Source organism: Marivirga lumbricoides (genome assembly GCF_014636295.1).
In the GTDB taxonomy this organism is placed as follows: Bacteria; Bacteroidota; Bacteroidia; order Cytophagales; family Cyclobacteriaceae; genus Marivirga; species Marivirga lumbricoides.
In genome coordinates this window covers 151,257-168,634 of record NZ_BMEC01000014.1, presented here as the reverse complement: position 1 = coordinate 168,634, position 17,378 = coordinate 151,257, and the positions used below count along the sequence as shown (strand labels likewise).

At 38.5% G+C, this 17,378-nt stretch carries 8 protein-coding genes and 1 pseudogene; 5 read left to right on the top strand and 4 right to left on the bottom strand.

Annotated elements, in window-relative coordinates:
* The first annotated feature begins 53 nt into the window (after window positions 1–53).
* Together IEV85_RS20240 and IEV85_RS20235 are read left to right on the top strand one after the other, a co-directional pair.
* Entirely contained in the window at window positions 54–7,610 is a 7,557-nt protein-coding gene (locus IEV85_RS20240) for a T9SS type B sorting domain-containing protein (protein WP_229712671.1), read from the top strand.
* 361 nt (window positions 7,611–7,971) lie between these two features.
* Window positions 7,972–8,499 carry a YceI family protein gene (locus IEV85_RS20235; RefSeq protein ID WP_188466967.1) on the top strand — a complete coding sequence of 176 codons (528 nt, stop codon included), beginning with the start codon at window positions 7,972–7,974 and terminating at the stop codon, window positions 8,497–8,499.
* Window positions 8,500–8,615: 116 nt separating this feature from the next.
* Here the strand turns inward: IEV85_RS20235 and IEV85_RS20230 are convergent.
* Window positions 8,616–8,831, bottom strand: a pseudogene (locus IEV85_RS20230) (transposase); the annotation flags it as partial.
* Between the two features lie 456 nt (window positions 8,832–9,287).
* Between IEV85_RS20230 and IEV85_RS20225 the strand changes: the two are divergent.
* A complete protein-coding gene (locus IEV85_RS20225) occupies window positions 9,288–10,613 on the top strand; it encodes an ammonium transporter (protein ID WP_229712670.1) in 1,326 nt (441 codons plus the stop codon).
* Between the two features lie 73 nt (window positions 10,614–10,686).
* Window positions 10,687–10,854, top strand: a complete 168-nt coding sequence (locus IEV85_RS20220; RefSeq protein WP_188466962.1) for a hypothetical protein — start codon at window positions 10,687–10,689, stop codon at window positions 10,852–10,854.
* Window positions 10,855–11,062: 208 nt separating this feature from the next.
* Here the strand turns inward: IEV85_RS20220 and IEV85_RS20215 are convergent, their stop codons facing one another.
* Window positions 11,063–11,659, bottom strand: a complete 597-nt coding sequence (locus IEV85_RS20215; protein ID WP_229712669.1) for a fasciclin domain-containing protein — start codon at window positions 11,657–11,659, stop codon at window positions 11,063–11,065.
* A 303-nt stretch (window positions 11,660–11,962) separates the two neighbouring features.
* Here IEV85_RS20215 and IEV85_RS20210 point away from each other — a divergent pair, with 303 nt between their 5' ends.
* Window positions 11,963–15,196, top strand: a complete 3,234-nt coding sequence (locus tag IEV85_RS20210) for a caspase family protein (RefSeq protein WP_188466960.1) — start codon at window positions 11,963–11,965, stop codon at window positions 15,194–15,196.
* A 9-nt stretch (window positions 15,197–15,205) separates the two neighbouring features.
* Here IEV85_RS20210 and IEV85_RS20205 read toward each other — a convergent pair whose 3' ends face one another.
* Window positions 15,206–15,688 (bottom strand): hypothetical protein, encoded by a 483-nt coding sequence (locus tag IEV85_RS20205; RefSeq protein WP_188466958.1) that lies wholly within the window; start codon window positions 15,686–15,688, stop codon window positions 15,206–15,208.
* A gap of 97 nt (window positions 15,689–15,785) precedes the next feature.
* The gene (locus IEV85_RS20200; protein WP_188466956.1) at window positions 15,786–17,144 is read right to left on the bottom strand and encodes a M28 family peptidase; all 1,359 of its coding nucleotides are present in this window, start codon (window positions 17,142–17,144) and stop codon (window positions 15,786–15,788) included.
* Between the last annotated feature and the right edge of the window lie 234 nt (window positions 17,145–17,378).

Genomic DNA, 17,378 nt, shown 5'->3' with positions numbered 1-17,378 from the left:
CAACTTATACTCCAGGAGCCACAGATATTACAAATGGAACAGCGACATTAACGTTGACAGCCAATGGGAATGGCAGCTGTGATCCTGCAGTAGATAATATGCTATTGACGATCACCCCTGCTCCTTTAGCTGAGGCCGGAGATGATTTATCAGTATGTGCAGGCGATGTGTTGAATTTATCAGTATCAGGAACAGTAAGTGCGAGTAATTTCAGCAGCCTTTCGTGGAGTAGCTCAGGAGATGGAACTTTTGATGATACAAGTATTTTGGAGCCGGTTTATACTCCAGGTGTAGCCGATATATCCAATGGGACAGTAGTTTTGACATTAACCGCAAGTGGAAATGGCAGCTGTGATCCTGATGTTGATACTATGACTTTGACGATCACCGCAGTTCCAACAGCAGATGCAGGAAGTGATGAGACTATATGTGCGGCTACAGCCTACGATTTAAGTACCTCAACCACCTCACCGACAGCGAGCAACTTTAGCAGTGTATTATGGACTACTTCAGGAGATGGAGCTTTTGATGACAACACAGTATTGGTTCCAGTTTATACCCCTGGGGCAAATGATGCTACTAATGGAACAGTAACTTTAACCTTGGAGGCTTTCGGTATTGGCAGCTGTTCATCAGTCACAGATAATGTTGTGATGACAATCACACCTCAACCTGCTGCAAATGCAGGAAGCGATGAAGAGATATGTGCAACAGATGTCTTTGACATGAATTTATTTGCCACAGCCCCTACAGTAAGCGATAATAACGGATTGTTATGGTCAACAAGTGGAACAGGAACGTTTGGAGATGCTTCTCAATTGATTACCACCTACACTCCAAGTGCTGCTGACATAGCAGCGGGCACAGTGACGCTGACTTTAACGGCATTAGGTAATGCCAACTGTACAGATGTTAGTGATGATATGGTATTGACCATTACTCCTGATGCGATAGCCGAGGCTGGAGATGATTTATCAGTATGTGCAGGCGATGCGTTGGATTTATCAGTATCAGGAACAGTAAGTGCGAGTAATTTCAGCAGCCTTTCGTGGAGTAGCTCAGGAGATGGAGCTTTTGATGATACAAGTGTTTTGGATCCGGTTTATACTCCAGGTGTAGCCGATATATCCAATGGGACAGTAGTTTTGACATTGACCGCTAGTGGAAATGGCAGCTGTGATCCTGATGTTGATACTATGACTTTGACAATCACTGCAGCTCCAACAGCAGATGCAGGAAGCGATGAGGAAGTATGTTCAGATGTAGTATTTGATATGACTGCCTCAGCCACTTCACCGACAGCGAGCAACTTTAGCAGTGTATTATGGACTACCTCAGGAGACGGTACATTTGGAGATGCGTCATCCGTAGTAACAACTTATACCCCAGGAGCCACAGATATTACAAATGGAACAGCGACATTAACGTTGACAGCCAATGGGAATGGCAGCTGTGATCCTGCAGTAGATAATATGCTATTGACGATCACCCCTGCTCCTTTAGCTGAGGCTGGATCGGATAGCGCATTATGCGATGCCACTCAAATAGACCTGTCCACTTTAGTAACAGCTCCAAGTGCAGCTAATGGCAGCATCCAGTGGACGACAGCTTCATCAGATGGGTCATTTAGTGATGCAACAGTGGAGCAGCCTATTTATACTTTTGGTACAGATGATATAGCTAATGGAACAGCAAAATTATACCTGACTGTAACAGGAGCAGGTAGCTGTGATCCTGCAGTGGATTCAGTTGAGTTTATATTAGGTCAGGGACCAGTAGTTTTTGCAGGTATAGATTCTGAAATATGTTCAAATGAAATATTTGATTTTGCTTCCCTGGCAGTTGCAGATCAACCCACAGCATCTAATGTAGATAGCATTCGTTGGGAGACAGCCGGAGGAGATGGAGCATTTGGAGATATAAGAACTTTGTTAACAACATATACTCCTGGAACACAGGATTCAATAAATGGCTCAGTAACTCTTCGATTGATAGGAATAGGAGCAGCAAGTTGTGTCAACGATACTTCTGAAATGACCTTAACAATTACCCCTGCTCCTTTAGCCGAGGCTGGATCGGATAGCACATTATGCGATGCCACTCAAATAGACCTGTCCACTTTAGTAACAGCTCCAAGTGCAGCTAATGGCAGCATCCAGTGGACGACAGCTTCATCAGATGGATCATTTAGTGATGCAACAGTGGAGCAGCCTATTTATACTTTTGGTACAGATGATATAGCTAATGGAACAGCAAAATTATACCTGACAGTAACAGGTGCAGGTAGCTGTGATCCTGCAGTTGATTCAGTAGAATTTACAATTAGTCAGGGGCCAGTTGTCTTTGCAGGTATTGATTCAGAGGTATGTTCAAATGAAATATTTGATTTTGCTTCCCTGGCAGTTGCAGATCAACCCACAGCATCAAATGTAGATAGCATTCGTTGGGAGACAGCCGGAGGAGATGGAGCATTTGGAGACATAAGGACATTATTAACTACTTATACTCCTGGTACGCAAGATTCAACTAATGGATCAGTAACTCTTCGATTAATAGGAATAGGGGCAGCGAGCTGTGTCAATGATACTTCTACAATGACATTAACGGTATCACCAGCCCCAAATGCAGGAGTTGGTACAGATACCACGATCTGTAATACAACATCATCATTCGATTTAAATGCTCAGTTAGCAGATGCTGATGCAGGCACGTGGACGAAGACAGGCGGTACAGGCTCAGGTGAAGATAATACTAATATAGGCACAGGGATCATAGACTTTACAGGTGCAACGGTAGGAACGTATGAATATACCTATACAGTAGCAGCGACAGCGAATTGTCCTGAGGATACGGAGGTAGTGACAATAACAGTAGAAACTATAGCAGTACAGAATGTTACCAATTTAGATCCATTTGATGTATGCGCAGGGGAGGACATTTTTGTAAATCTAGATGGTAGTGAGTCAGGTGTTACCTATGAAGTATTGGTGAATGGAGCGCCTACCACACCCGCTACCACAGCTGTAGGAGGAGCAAGTCCATTAAATATTACTTTAGCATCAGGTTTATTCGCAGATGGTGATGTTATTTCAGTAGAAGGCAGTATAGGAAGTAGCTGTGTAACAGCCATGAATAATACTTTCACTGTGAATATAGTTCCGGGTATAGCAATTCAAGATGTAGGTACTCCGAGTGCTCTAAATATTTGTTCAGGGACTGACTTAACTGTTAGCTTAACGGGTAGTGAGCTTGGTGTTACATATGAAGCGCTTGTAAATGATTCTCCAACTGGTGCTGTTGCGTCAGGTGTAGCGGGAGGGGCTGGTATAAGTATTAGCGTTCCTAGTTCAGAATTTGGTAATGGCGATGTTGTAAGTGTACAGGGAAGTAACGGAGTCTGTACTGAACTAATGAATGGAGACATTACTCTTAATGTAATTGAAATAATTGATCAAAGCATCCAAAATGCAGGTACCGTTGAGATTTGTACTGGTGATCAATTCATATTAATTCTTGATGACAGTGAAATAGGTGTAGATTATGAACTATTTATATCTACATCAGCAACAGGACTAATTAAACCAGGTGATGGTGATTCGCTGGCATTTGTTTTGCCAAATGTTACTTTTTCCAATGTGGATTTATCTATAAGAGCTACTTCTGGATCGTGTTCTTTATTCCTTTCGGACGAAGTTTACCTTATAACTAAAGATGATATTGTTCGGCAGAATGTGACCAATTCAAATCCCACTCAAATATGTCCAGGAAATGATTTAATAGTAAGCCTGGATGGTAGCGAGTTAGGTGTTGACTATGAGGTGTTAATAAACGGAATTGCTTCTGGTACAGTATTAGCCGGAACTGGTAATCCTATCGATATTACTTTACCTAGTGGAAATTTTGTTGACGGTGATTCAATTTCGGTAACGGGAACCTTTGATGCTTGCACGTATGACATGACTGGCACATTCGCTGTTCAGGAGGTATCTATATCAATATCCGAATCAATAACCAATCCTTCAGCTTGTGGAGCTTCAGATGGTTCAATTGATATTGATGTTACAGGTAATAATTCAGGTAACTTTTCTTTTATGTGGACATTGAACGGATCTGCGACTTTCCTTGAGACAACAGAAGATATTTCCGGACTTTCTGCAGGTACCTATAAAGTACAGGTTACTGATAATATTACTAACTGTATAGATACTGCATTATTTACGCTGCAAGAATCAGCTACTTATACAGTGGTAGGTACTGAGGTTGATCAGCAGCAATGTGGGGTTAGTGATGGTTCAATTGATATTACAGTTACACCTACATCAGCTACAGCAACTTTCCTATGGTCAGGCCCTGGAATTGATGCAACTAATGAAGCTAATGAGGACCAGAATAATTTAGCGCCTGGCAGCTATGAGGTTACTGTTTCAGATAATGGATGTACTGTAATTGAGCAATTCACAATTGATCCAGTACAATCAATCGCAGCCACTTCAAACAGTAATTTAGCTACTTGCGGAGCAAATGACGGAGTAATTAATGTAGATGTTACTCAGGTAGGATCTAATATCTATGAAATTTTTGTAAGAGATGCCGGAGGAACATTGGTAGCGGATTCCCTTAATCTGGATGGCACAAATAACCCAATTGCCTTCACTGGTTTGGGCCAAGGAAATTATGATATCACTGTTAGAGATGTTGTTACTAATTGTGAGATAAATCTTAGTGAGGTTGTAAGCGAAGATGCATCCTTTACTATTAATCCACCTTCAATTACGAACATTACAACTTGCGGTGCACCTGAGGGAGCTATTTCACTAACTTTTAACGGCTTAGTTGGTCCTACTACTTTTAATTGGACTGGACCGGGTGGCTTTACTGCTGGTACACAAAATATCTCTGGTTTAAGTGAAGCAGGCATCTATACTATAACAATTGAAGATGCGGGTTGTACAGTAGTTCGATCATTTACAATTACACAACCTTCCGATTGTGATTTTGATTGTAACGATTTTAAAGTAACTGCATTAACAGAAGCTGCTTCATGCTTTGGTATAAAAGATGGTAAAATATTCTTTCTGTTGAGAAATGTGAGCGATTCAGATGAATTGGTTGCAAGCGTGAAACCGGCAGGAGCACCTGATACGGATTATGTGTCTTATACCATTGATAATCCGGGAAAAGGACTAATTGTGGAAATTGAAGATGAGTTTACTTCAGGAACTTACACTGTCTTCCTTGAAGATATTGATCAATCATGTACAACAATTCCATTCAATGTAAATATTGGTACCAAATTTAATATCACATCTAATCTGGATATAACTCAGCCAACATGTGAGGTTTCAACAGGTACCATTACAGTAAGTTTAAATGGAACTACAGATTCATTTACATTTGAGTTGTATGAGCAGGCTAACCCGGCCACTCCGATAGCAGTAAATACTAACGGTATATTTAATACAGTAGATGAAGGAGATTATTTCATTAGGTTTATTAATAATAATGCAAATGGATGCTCTCTACCGGATCAACAGGTAATAATAAATAATACTGCGGTGGTCTCACCGGGTGCGGTAGATATAAATGTACAACAGCCTGATTGTAATAATCCTTTTGGGGTGGTTTCTGCAAGTTTGAATAACCTGCCTAGCAATTATGAATTCATACTGATCAATCAGAGTGGGGTAGAAGTTGGAAGAAACACTACTGGTATATTTAGTGGATTAACTATAGGGACTTATTTAATGCAATTTGTTAATACGGTTGATCCAGGGGCATGTGAAATTCCGGATAGAGGAAATATTATTGTGCAAAATTCAGGTTCTTTTACTGTTACTGTTTCTGATACAGTAGATGTTAAGTGTTTCGGTTCAAATACTGGTTCCGTTGTATTAACCTTGGATGGATTGTCCACAGCTTTTTACTCGATAGATAATGGTACTTCTTGGGAAAAATTCACTTCTGGTAATCCGATCACTGGCTTACCTGCAATAAATAATATTTTAGTAAGTGATTCAGTAGGTGCTGCAGGATGTAATATTTCTGTTGCAGTTAACATCGGGACTATAAGTAGTGAAATTAATTTGGCGGGCTCAATTACATTGGTTACAGAGGCAAGTTGTACTTCTTCTGAGTTAATTGGTGAAATAAAGGTTCCGGAGATTACTGGTGGTGTTGCTCCTTACATCTATCTGGTAGATAATGAGCAGGTAACTCTAGATGATTCTAGAATCATAAGTGGGCTTTCAAGAACAGTTCGAAATTTAGTGGTTATTGATAGTGCTGGTTGTGCCAAAGCTTTTGAAATTGGTTCTATCGTTTCACCTAATGAGGTAAGGCTTCTTTCTGTTAGAGAAATAGAACCTGATAACAATTGCTTAAATGAACCACAAGGAATAAAGATTGCTTTCAGCGAGGCAACACTATTAAGTGTTCCGGGACCATATGAGCTGGTGATTAATAAAGTAGGCGATACGTCTTCAGAAACCATACCTCTGGTTTCATCAGGGATAGCTGATAGTGTTTTCATCATCGGTCAGGATTTGTTTAACTTTGAGAAGGGTGCGAGCTATAGATACACAATCAGGTCAGTAACAAATGATCAGGCTTGTTCTGCAGATGGTATAATTCCGATCAATGGTGGTGCAATTGTTCCTGATTTTACATTAGAAGGTGTTGATGTAGCATGTTTTGGTGAGTCAGGTTCCATAATGATAAGTAACATCATTGCAGATCCCACTATTCCGCTATTTGTAGAGCTATTCATTGGTAATAGCACAATAGCTGATGAAACATTTATCTTAGATGCCATTCCGCAGAGTAGAAGGTTTATTATTGGTGTAAATAACTTTGGGCAGGTAACTGCGGGAGATTATTTTGTAAGAATAGCTCAATTACCTCAGAACTGTGGAAATATAGCAATAACTTCAAATACTAAAGAAGTAGCAATTGATGCTCCTACTAATCAGCTTCAGGTAGAGCTTGTTCCTGAGCCTAATTTGGCGCCAGGCATAGTGTTGGATAGAGAAAACATGAACCCTATGCCAACAACCAGACCGGATAAGGCAAATGGAGCTATTAGTATACGACTAGTGTCGACTACAAGTGCATTAAGTTATTCGGCACAGATATTCCTTTTGGAACCTTTAGGTGGAAATAACAGGTCCGATTATATTTTGCCAGATGAACCTCAGCTATTTAATAGCAGTCAGACGCTAACATTCAATAACTTATTACCAGGGATTTATGAAATTGAATATTATGATTCATTTGGTTGTGGTTTAAGTGGCGACAGATTAGTTTTTGGTGAAGATGGTACTTCTAATTTGGTGGTTGATTTTGATCGTAGCCCATTTATTCCGAACCTCTTTACGCCAAACAATGATGGTAAAAATGATGTGTTTGAAATCCTTAATCTTCCTGATAATGGGGCTGAACTGATTGTGACTAACAGAAGTGGAGCTATTGTTTACAAGAATGATAATTATAGGCCTTCAGATTTATGGGACGGAGGGGACCAACCTGACGGAATATATTTCTACCAGCTAACGGTTGATAACACTGTACAAAATGGATGGGTAGAAATTCTGAGAGGAAGGCCAAGAAGATAAGAATAAAGAAAAGTTTAAAAGTGAAAAGCTGAAGAGAGATCTTCAGCTTTTTTTATGCCAGCCTTTTTGAACCTTCAAATTATAAATAGTTGGTTATTTTAACTACCACTACTATTGTTATTGAATGACAGTATGCATTCTAGGCTTGCCTTAATTAGTTATTATTAAACTTTTTACTGCCAATAATTGAATGGATTAGGAACACGCTGTAGTGCTCCTCTATTTAGAACTGTTTATGTAGTGGTTAGAAATGTTTTTTATTGCATAAATATTTTCTTAAAATGACAAACCAAATTACATGTATGTACGTTATATGTTGATACATTTAATTTAATTCTAAAACATTTAATCAATTTGAATTATGGCAACTACAAAATGGAACATTGACCCTACACACAGTGAAGTACAGTTTAAAGTGAAGCACCTTGTGATTTCAACTGTTACCGGACAGTTTAATAAATTTGAGGGCAGTATTGAATCAGATGGTGAAAACTTTGATGGGGCTTCTGCTTCTTTCCAATTGGACATCAACAGTATCAGTACTAATGTAGCAGATAGAGATGCTCACTTGAAGTCTGACGATTTTTTTTCAGCAGAAAAGTTTCCTCACATTAAGTTTAGTAATGGGATATTAACTAAAAAAGGGGATGACTTTAAATTAGTTGGTGATTTGACTATTAAAGATATTACTAAGTTTGTTACGCTTGATGTGGAGTATGGTGGTTCCATGACAGATGGGTACGGTCAGAACAAAGCTGGTTTTGAAGTGAATGGCAAAATTAACAGAAAAGAATTTGGTTTAACCTGGAGTATGGTAACCGAAGCTGGTGGAGTTGTAGTAGGTGACGATGTTAGACTTCATTTAAATATTCAGGCTGTAAAAGCATAAATTTTTGATTTTGATCTTTAACAAAAAAGGCTGTCTCAAAAGAAAATTTTATGACAGCTTTTTTTTTATCCGTTTAATATATCATGGATTTTTAGATCCTTGCCTAAATTTTTCGCTTAGGACAAAATAAGAAAGAGTGCATTCATATAGGTAGCTATCTTAGTTAGGTTGTGTACCAGAGCCATTAGTCCCAATTCGACCTCTACTTTTTTGAGGCTTCGAAGGTTGAGTCTATTAAATTTTTTATTGTATTTGATTTGTCCGAATACAGCTTTCACATCTTCAGGATGGTTTTTACGTTTTTTCACTTCCCCCTTGGACAAAAGCATTTCTCTCGCTTTATTATATAATTGTCAAGCAACACATTGACTTCCGGTATTTTGTTGTTTATCATTTCAACTCCTTAAAATATTCTGAATATCAATCTGTGATATTTCTTTTTGAAAAGTGTTCACAGGATAACTCTCCTTGATTGACTTTACAGACTTGGTGGAAGTAGTATCATTTGATTAGAATGTAGTCTTTAATACTCCCTTGTCTTTACAAGTTTTAACTTTGAGAATTTTTACATAGTCTCTATTAAGGACTAACCAAGTTCACAATCAAATTACTATCTTAATACTTGTTGTTTAGGTTATTATTTTGATTTGTTTTTCAGGCAAATATGTTAAATGTCAGAAATTAAGTTAAAAATTGAACGTAAAAATTTTAAATCGTTGATAAAATAGGTTAATTAGGGTTAAAATGTTTTTGTTATCGTTTTACACTTAATTAATTAATTAATCATTATGCAATTAACTTTTACTCAGAATTTAGCATTTGTTTCAGAAGCTATATTTAATGGGACTGTACTTCTTGACGCTAATCAGGCTATACAACAAGAAGCAATTTCTTTAGGGCTTTTTACAGCTAATAATGTCTGGATGATGTTAGCCACAGCACTGGTGTTCATTATGCATCTAGGTTTTGCCGGAGTTGAAGCTGGCTTTGGACAGGCTAAGAATACTGTAAACATTCTTTTTAAAAACACATTAACACCCATCATAGGAATTCTTACTTATTTCGTAGTAGGATTCAATCTGATGTACCCTGGCTTTGAGGGTGGCGATACAGGTATATTCGGTTTTGCGGGCTTTTTTCTCTCATTACCTGAAAATGGTACCACTATAGAGTATGCTTCTGGAAAGTATACTTACTGGACAGACTTTCTTTTCCAGGCAATGTTTGCAGCAACATCTGCCACAATTGTATCGGGGGCGGTGGCTGAGCGGATCAAGTTATCTGCTTATTTAATATTTACCCTGATTTTTGTTGGGATAGTATACCCTATTATTGGTAGCTGGAAGTGGGGGTATGGCTGGTTAGATATGAGAGGTTTTCATGATTTTGCAGGTTCAACTTTAGTACATTCAGTAGGGGGCTGGGCTGCCTTAGCAGGGGTTATGGTGCTAGGTCCGCGGATTGGAAAGTATATCAATGGAAAAGTAGTTGATAAGCCAGGCTCTTCAGTTCCTTTAGCGGTAATAGGTGTGTTTTTATTGTGGCTTGGTTGGTTTGGCTTCAACGGTGGGTCAGTGCTTTCAGCGGATCCTGCTGTTACCTCCTTTGTATTAGTTACTACCACTTTAGCAGCTTGTGCAGGTGGAATCGGGGGAATGATAGCCGCACTTTTTATGTTCAAAAGACTGGATTTGGGAATGGTGCTCAACGGAATTTTGGCCGGTTTAGTAGGGATCACTGCAGGAGCCGATGTTATAGGCCCTGGTTATGCAATTCTTGTTGGTTTCATTGCAGGAATCCTCGTGGTTTTCTCAGTTGTACTTTTGGATAAACTAAAGTTGGATGATGTAGTGGGAGCAATTTCTGTTCACCTAACCTGCGGAGTGTGGGGAACGCTAGCTGTTGGGCTTTTTAGTATAAATCCAGACCATACATTAGGGACTCAATTTTTAGGTGCTGCCGCATGTGGTCTTACTTCCTTTATTTGTGCAATGGCCATTTTTCTTGGTTTAAAATATACCATAGGTATCAGGGTATCAGCTCAACACGAAAAAGATGGAATGGACAGCCATGAGCATGGAATCAGAGGTTATACCATTACTTATGATGATTGATATATTGAGAACTAATAATTATTTTTAATAAATTGAAGAATAAAAAAAGAGGCTGTCTGAAAAGTAAAATTTTATGACAGCCTCTTTTTTTATTCCTTTAAAAATCAGCGGAAAAATAAAAGCATTTGGTGTTCTTCTCTTGCTTACATATGATTTCACAAAACCTGACCTTAGTATATCAAAGCTATCAGACTCAACGGGACGAAACTATGCTAGCAATAATCAAGGTGAATGGATTTAAAATCCCTTAGGGACTACATTTCATAAGAACATTGCTTAATGAATATTGAGGTGGTATAATGTCGCTCTCCTAGAGTCTCCCACATTCTATCTCAGTCATGAGGCTGTCTCAAAAGTAGGATAGCCTTTTCATTGCATGGTAATATTTGGGCAAAAAAGAAGAGGCCATCTCTTTGAGACAGCCTCTTTCTGGATAAAATAACTGAAAATTACATTTTCTTCGGTACTACAACTTTATTGATAACATGAACCACACCGTTGCTAGCTTTAACATCAGCAGTTACAACTTCAGCTTCATTGATCATTACTTTATCATCTTTAATAGTAACTTTCAATTTTTCGCCTTGAAGTGTAGTTAATTCCTGACCGTCAGTTAAATCAGCAGCCATTGTAGCGCCATCAACTACGTGGTATTTTAACACGCTTTGTAATTTACTTTTGTTCTCTTCTTTTAAAAGCATATCAACAGTTTCCTGAACAGAAGCGAAAGCCTCGTTAGTTGGAGCAAATACAGTGAAGTTACCTTCACCTTTAAAGGTTTCAACCAGTTCAGCTTGCTGTAAAGCAGCAACTAAAGTGCTTAGCTGCTCTGCATTCATTGCGGTTTCAGCAATTGATTTTGGTAAAGCAGCGATTGAATCAGCTTTCATTTGCGCAGCTTTTTCTACTTGTGCAACTGAATCAGCTACTCTTATTGAGTCAGCAGTTGCTTTTTCTTTTGCGGCTTTGCCACCGTCTCCGCAGCTAGATACAAGTATCACCGCAACAAAGATGGCTACTAGTAATGTGAATTTGTTGTTTTTCATAGTTTAAATTGGTTAATGTTGTAAAGATACAATTGTATTTTTGTATTTATAACCAGGTGTATTAAATATTGTTTAAATAAATAATTCATAACAGGAAGGGGGCTAGTGGTGAGGTCAGCACTGTATCGCATATATAAGCAAAATTATAGGATGTAAGGTTTGTAGAGTTCAGTAGGGGAATTCTTGTTTTAGGTTTGCTTCCATCATTCTTCCTCACTGAAAATGGTGATTTTGTGCTTTTATCAATAGTTTATGGCCTCAAGCTATTATGTTTAATCCTGTTTCTGTTAAATTGCCGCCCTTATGAAAAAAGCTATCCTGTTTTCTGTTCCCTGTTTTTTATTTTTGGTCTTGTCGCACAAGCTCCAAAGCCAATCACTTACCCTCAATCTTCAAAAAGGACACAGCGAAGTAGTAAAAACAGTTCAATTGAGTGAAGATGGTCGTTACCTTTTTACTGGAAGTCGGGATAAAACGATTAAGATGTGGGATGCCGAAAGCGGCTTGGAGATTAGAACCCTTTTTGGCCATGAGCACACTATCAATAATCTATCGATTGATAAAAAAGGAAGAATAGCCTCATCATCTGCTGATATGACAGTGAATATTTGGGATCATTCTACAGGAGAAATATTATGGACAAGCCCAAAAGCAAAAGATTTTTTAACAGATGTAGCTTTTGCCCCAAATGGTAAACAACTGGCTTTAGGGGGGTACGAGAACCATGTAGTAATTTATGATTGGCAGTCGGGTGACAGCTTGAAGGCATTACCTGTTAACAGTGATAAAGGAACAGGTTATGGGGTTGCTTTAACCTGGAGTAGCGATGGAGCCTATTTAGCCATTGGAGAAGATAACAAAGAGTTATCCTTGTATGATACCAAATCATGGGAACTCGTTTATCAACTAAAACCCGAAAATGGATGGTGTGGGGGATGCCCTACCTTGGTGGCGATCAATCCAAAAAGTACTCTTATAGCCAAGCTTTCGGAGAACGGAGATTTGGATCTTCTGGAGCTTACTTCTGGTAAACTTCTTAAAAAACTTAAGAGTGAGTGGGATGATATCCGCTCTGTAGCTTTTAGTAAAGACGGCAAAAAGCTTTTGGCAGCAGATAGAGAGCAGGTATTTGTATATGATGTTACAAGCTATCAGCAAATAGCCATGCTAAAGCCCGATGTGATGGAGATAAATGATGCGATATTTAACCATGAATCAGACGCTATTATTGTGGGTGGAAATGATAATAGAGCCACAGAAATTGATATTAAAAGTGGCGAAGTAAAGCAACAATTTCAAGGGCTCTTACATCAGCAGGATAAAGGAGGTTTGCTTTATGACCCTAATAATTATTGGGAATCTTACATTGCCCGCTACATTAAAAACAAAAACATACAGTTACTTACCAGTGATGGCCAATATTTGTTAAAGGGAAAAATTGGAAATGTATTAAGAATGTGGGAAGTGAAAACAGGAAAGCCTGTGGTGGAGTTTGCAGGGCATTCAAAAAGTGTAATTAGTTTTTCGCTTTCCCCGGATGAAAAGCAAATAGCCTCAGGTGGAGGAGAAGGGAATGTTATTATATGGGAAAAAAGATCAGGAACAGCTTTGAAAATACTAAAAGGCCATTCATCTCCTGTTTTTGATGTGAGGTGGAGTCCTGATCAGAGTAAAATTGTATCCACTTCCTGGGATGGACAGGTACTGGTTTGGGATGTGGAAACAGGAAAAGCAATCTCTGGAATTTACTGGAAAAATGCTTCTGCTTATTCAGCTACTTTTACTAAAGATGGCTTATACTTAATTGTTGCCCGTTTGGACCAAAAACTGGAACTCTATGAAGTGGAAACAGGCCTGTTGGTCAAAACTTTTATCGGGCATACGGAAAATGTTAATGATATAATATTAAGTGACAAGCCGGAAGAATTCATTACGCTATCTAACGATGGAAAAGCCATTACCTGGAATTTGTATGATGGAATGATGAGGAAAAAATATCATCACCCTACAGGAGCCATAAGAGCAGGAGCTTTGCAAGATGATAAAATTTATACTGGCGGTGACGATAGAAACATCTACATCTGGAATAGAGAAAAGGGAGATTTACTACAAAAACTGGAAGGTCATCAGGCGGGCATAAGTTCATTAAACATAGATGAAAAAGGAAGTTTATTGATCTCCGGAGACCTGGATGGGGTTACGAAATTTTGGGATCTGAAAACGGGAGAGGAGATTCTTGAGCATATTATTATTGACAAGGCCAATTGGGTAACACGTAATCCCGCAGGTTATTTTTACGCTACTGATGGAGCGCAGCAGTATGTGCACTATGTAAAAGGAAATGAAGCCTACCTGTTGGATCAGTTTTTTGATGAATTTTATACTCCTCAACTTATAAAAAAGACATTTTCAGGCAAAGAGACTAAAAGCAAGAAAAACCTTCAGGGCTTACTGGATAAATCAGAGCTTACTGAAGTGAAAATTGCAGGCACAATGTCAGATGATCAATTGAAGGCAACTATACATTTAAAAGTAACAAATGATGAACACTTAAAAGAGCTACAACTTTTTCATAATAGTAAAAGAGTAGGTATCGATATAAGGGATTTTAAAAAGAGCAGGCAAGAGGATAATTCTACTATTTTCAGTGTTGAGCAACCTCTTGTGTCCGGCCATAACAGATTTATTGTACGGGCTTTAAATAATGAGAAAATAGCTTCTGCTCCTGCTGAAGTTGATTTGATCACTGATAATAGTGTGCCAGGTGCCACTTGCCATTTGTTGGTAATTGGAGTAAATGAGTACAAAAACCCTGAACTTAACCTAAATTACGCAAAGGCTGATGCGGAATCATTTTCGAAGGAAATGAAAGCCCAGTCAAAATATCTGTTTTCCTCTTTCAAATCTTATGAATTGTATAATGAGAAAGCAACAAAGGCAAATATACTGGCTACTATGGATACAATCATTGCCAATGCAGCTATTGATGATCTTTTTGTGTTGTATTTTGCAGGCCACGGTAGTATGAGTGATGACACTTTCTATTTTATTCCACATGAGTCCACTCGATTGTATGAGGGAGAAGCTTTGAGAAAGCAGGCTTTAAGTGCTGAAACAATGCAGCAAAAACTCACTTTATTAAAAGCCCTAAAGCAAATTGTTTTTATTGATGCATGTCAGTCAGGAGGTTCGGTAGAGCTTTTGGCGCAGCGGGGAGCACCACAAGAAAAGGCCATAGCGCAACTTAGCAGAAGTGCAGGGGTGCACATTTTATCAGCAGCAGGAAGCGAGCAGTTTGCTTCAGAATTTGCAGATTTGGGACATGGAGTGTTTACTTATGCTCTGCTAGAGGCAATAAGAGGGAGCGCAGATGGAGCTCCTGAAGATGGAAAAGTGACAGTTTTTGAGATGAAATCCTTTATCGATGAATTAGTTCCAGAGCTAAACATGAAGTTAAAAGGCAAGCCTCAATATCCTTATACTTTCTCTCGCGGAAATGATTTCCCTATAGGGATACTGCAGAAGGAAAAAGATTAGCAGAGTTTATTAAAAAACAAACCACATAATTAATAAAATAAGTAAAGGGAAAATAGCTGAAAATAGTATTGTATTTCTTGAATGCCTGGCAATATTATCAGTTACAAGACCGATTAAGATGAATAAATCCTCAGGCGAATTAGTATGGATAATCCCATGTGATGTTAAGTACAATAGATCATTGCCTCTGGTATCTAAAATGGTTAACTCATTATTCAAAAAACTTTTGAATTTCCAACCTAGCAGTTTGTTATTTAGAATAATAGTGCCTCCGTTCGTCCAATCATTTAGCCTGATCTCTCCTAATTTTCTGTAATTTTCTGCGTCATATATGATTTTTATTTGCTTGAATGCACCAACAGAATTAAATAAATAGGGTTTACCATTTATTTCTCCATAAGATGAATCAGTGCCTCTTTTAAGAAATCCTACTGAGCTTTCATCAGAATAAATTTGATAAATATCATCAAACAGACCTTTTTTCCACTTCAAGTTTTTAAGCATAGTATTATAGAATATAAGTTTTGTTAATATACGGAAAGTAAATAAATAAGCAGCCCTGAATACATTTTTCGGGGCTGTTTACATCTTAATCCCTAATAACCCTTTCAGGAAATGCTACAACTGATTCATTTCCACTTTTAGATACCGCAGCAACTCCGAAATAATAGTTGTCTACTACTATTCCTTCCAGTGTATATTTATCAACTTTGCCTACAAAGCGTGAATTATCCCATGTTGGAGAAGTAGTCAATCTCCAGTAGATTTTGTACCCGATAATATCATCCGACTCCTGTGTTTCCCAGGCTAATTTAGCAGATGGCTCCACCACACCACCGATGCCTACATTTTTAGGCGCTGGTGGGGCCCATGCCAATCCTGCCATAGCAATGGCATTTACGGCTGTTAATTTTTTCGCATAATCAAAATTTACACCTTCAATTACATCTCCATATTCAATGCCGTTTTCGGTTCTGATATCCTGGTGCTGACGATTGTAATTTTCATGCGCTTCCATAATTCTGATGCCTGCAAAGCCAAGGTCGTTGAAAGGTTTATGATGTCCCCCACGGCCAAACCTGTCCAACCTGTAAATCATCATCGGGTTCATTTCCGGCATATAGGTTTGGGTTTGCTTATGTACATAGCGCGCTAGTTGTCTGGAAATACCATCTACTTCACCACCATAATATCTGCGCATGGCCCGCTCTCTTTCTGTTTCTGTTGGAGGCACAGGTTCAGAGAATATTCGAAAAGTTCTGTTGTCAACTACTCCATCTACACCCTCAATATTTCCAATCATGTCATTGTTCAATACAGCTATAATATTCCAGCCTTTATCTTTTGCGTATTTGGCCAGTCCCGATCCTCCAAATAGCCCTTGTTCTTCTCCGGATAGCCCCACATAAATAATGCTATGTTTAAATTTATATTTTGATAAAACACGTGCTGCTTCCATCGTTCCTGCCATTCCGGAAGCATTATCATTGGCTCCAGGTGCATCAGTAGTGAAATCCATGGTGTCACTAGCCCTTGAGTCAATATCGCCAGACATGATGATGAAGCTGTTAGGGTATTCGGTTCCTTTTTGAATGGCTACTACATTTACTACATAGGCATCTTTAGGTACCCGATTATTACCTTCTTTCGTTACAAAATCTTTTTGATAGAAAACTTCAAGACAGTTTTTGCAGTCTTTAGAAATTTTATCGAACTCAGATTTTATCCATCGTCTGGCCGCGCCAATTCCTCTGGTGTTGGATACGGTGTCAGAAAAAGTGTTTCTTGTGCCAAATCCGGCCAGTTTTCTGATGTCATTTTCTAATCTCTCAGCAGAAACAGCATCTACAATATCGTAGATTCTTAAATCAACCTCCGGAGGAGGAGTATTCTGAGCTGATAAAGTGAGAGTGGAAATAAATAGAAATGCAGTAATTATATTTTTCATAAAGGATTAGATTATGTGTTTTGTGGTAAGATACACAATGCTAATAAATTATAGAATGAAAATGTTTTGAGTGGTAGATCAATTTTCTCAAACATTTAGGAAAACAAGCTGTTAAGATAAGCCTTCCTTTAGGAGGGGGGAGATCTGTATTTAGGATAAAAAAAACCTCAGAGCATTAAAGATGTTGCGTGAACCCCGATTATTTCAGGATTTAGGCTGCTTACCTGATCAGCC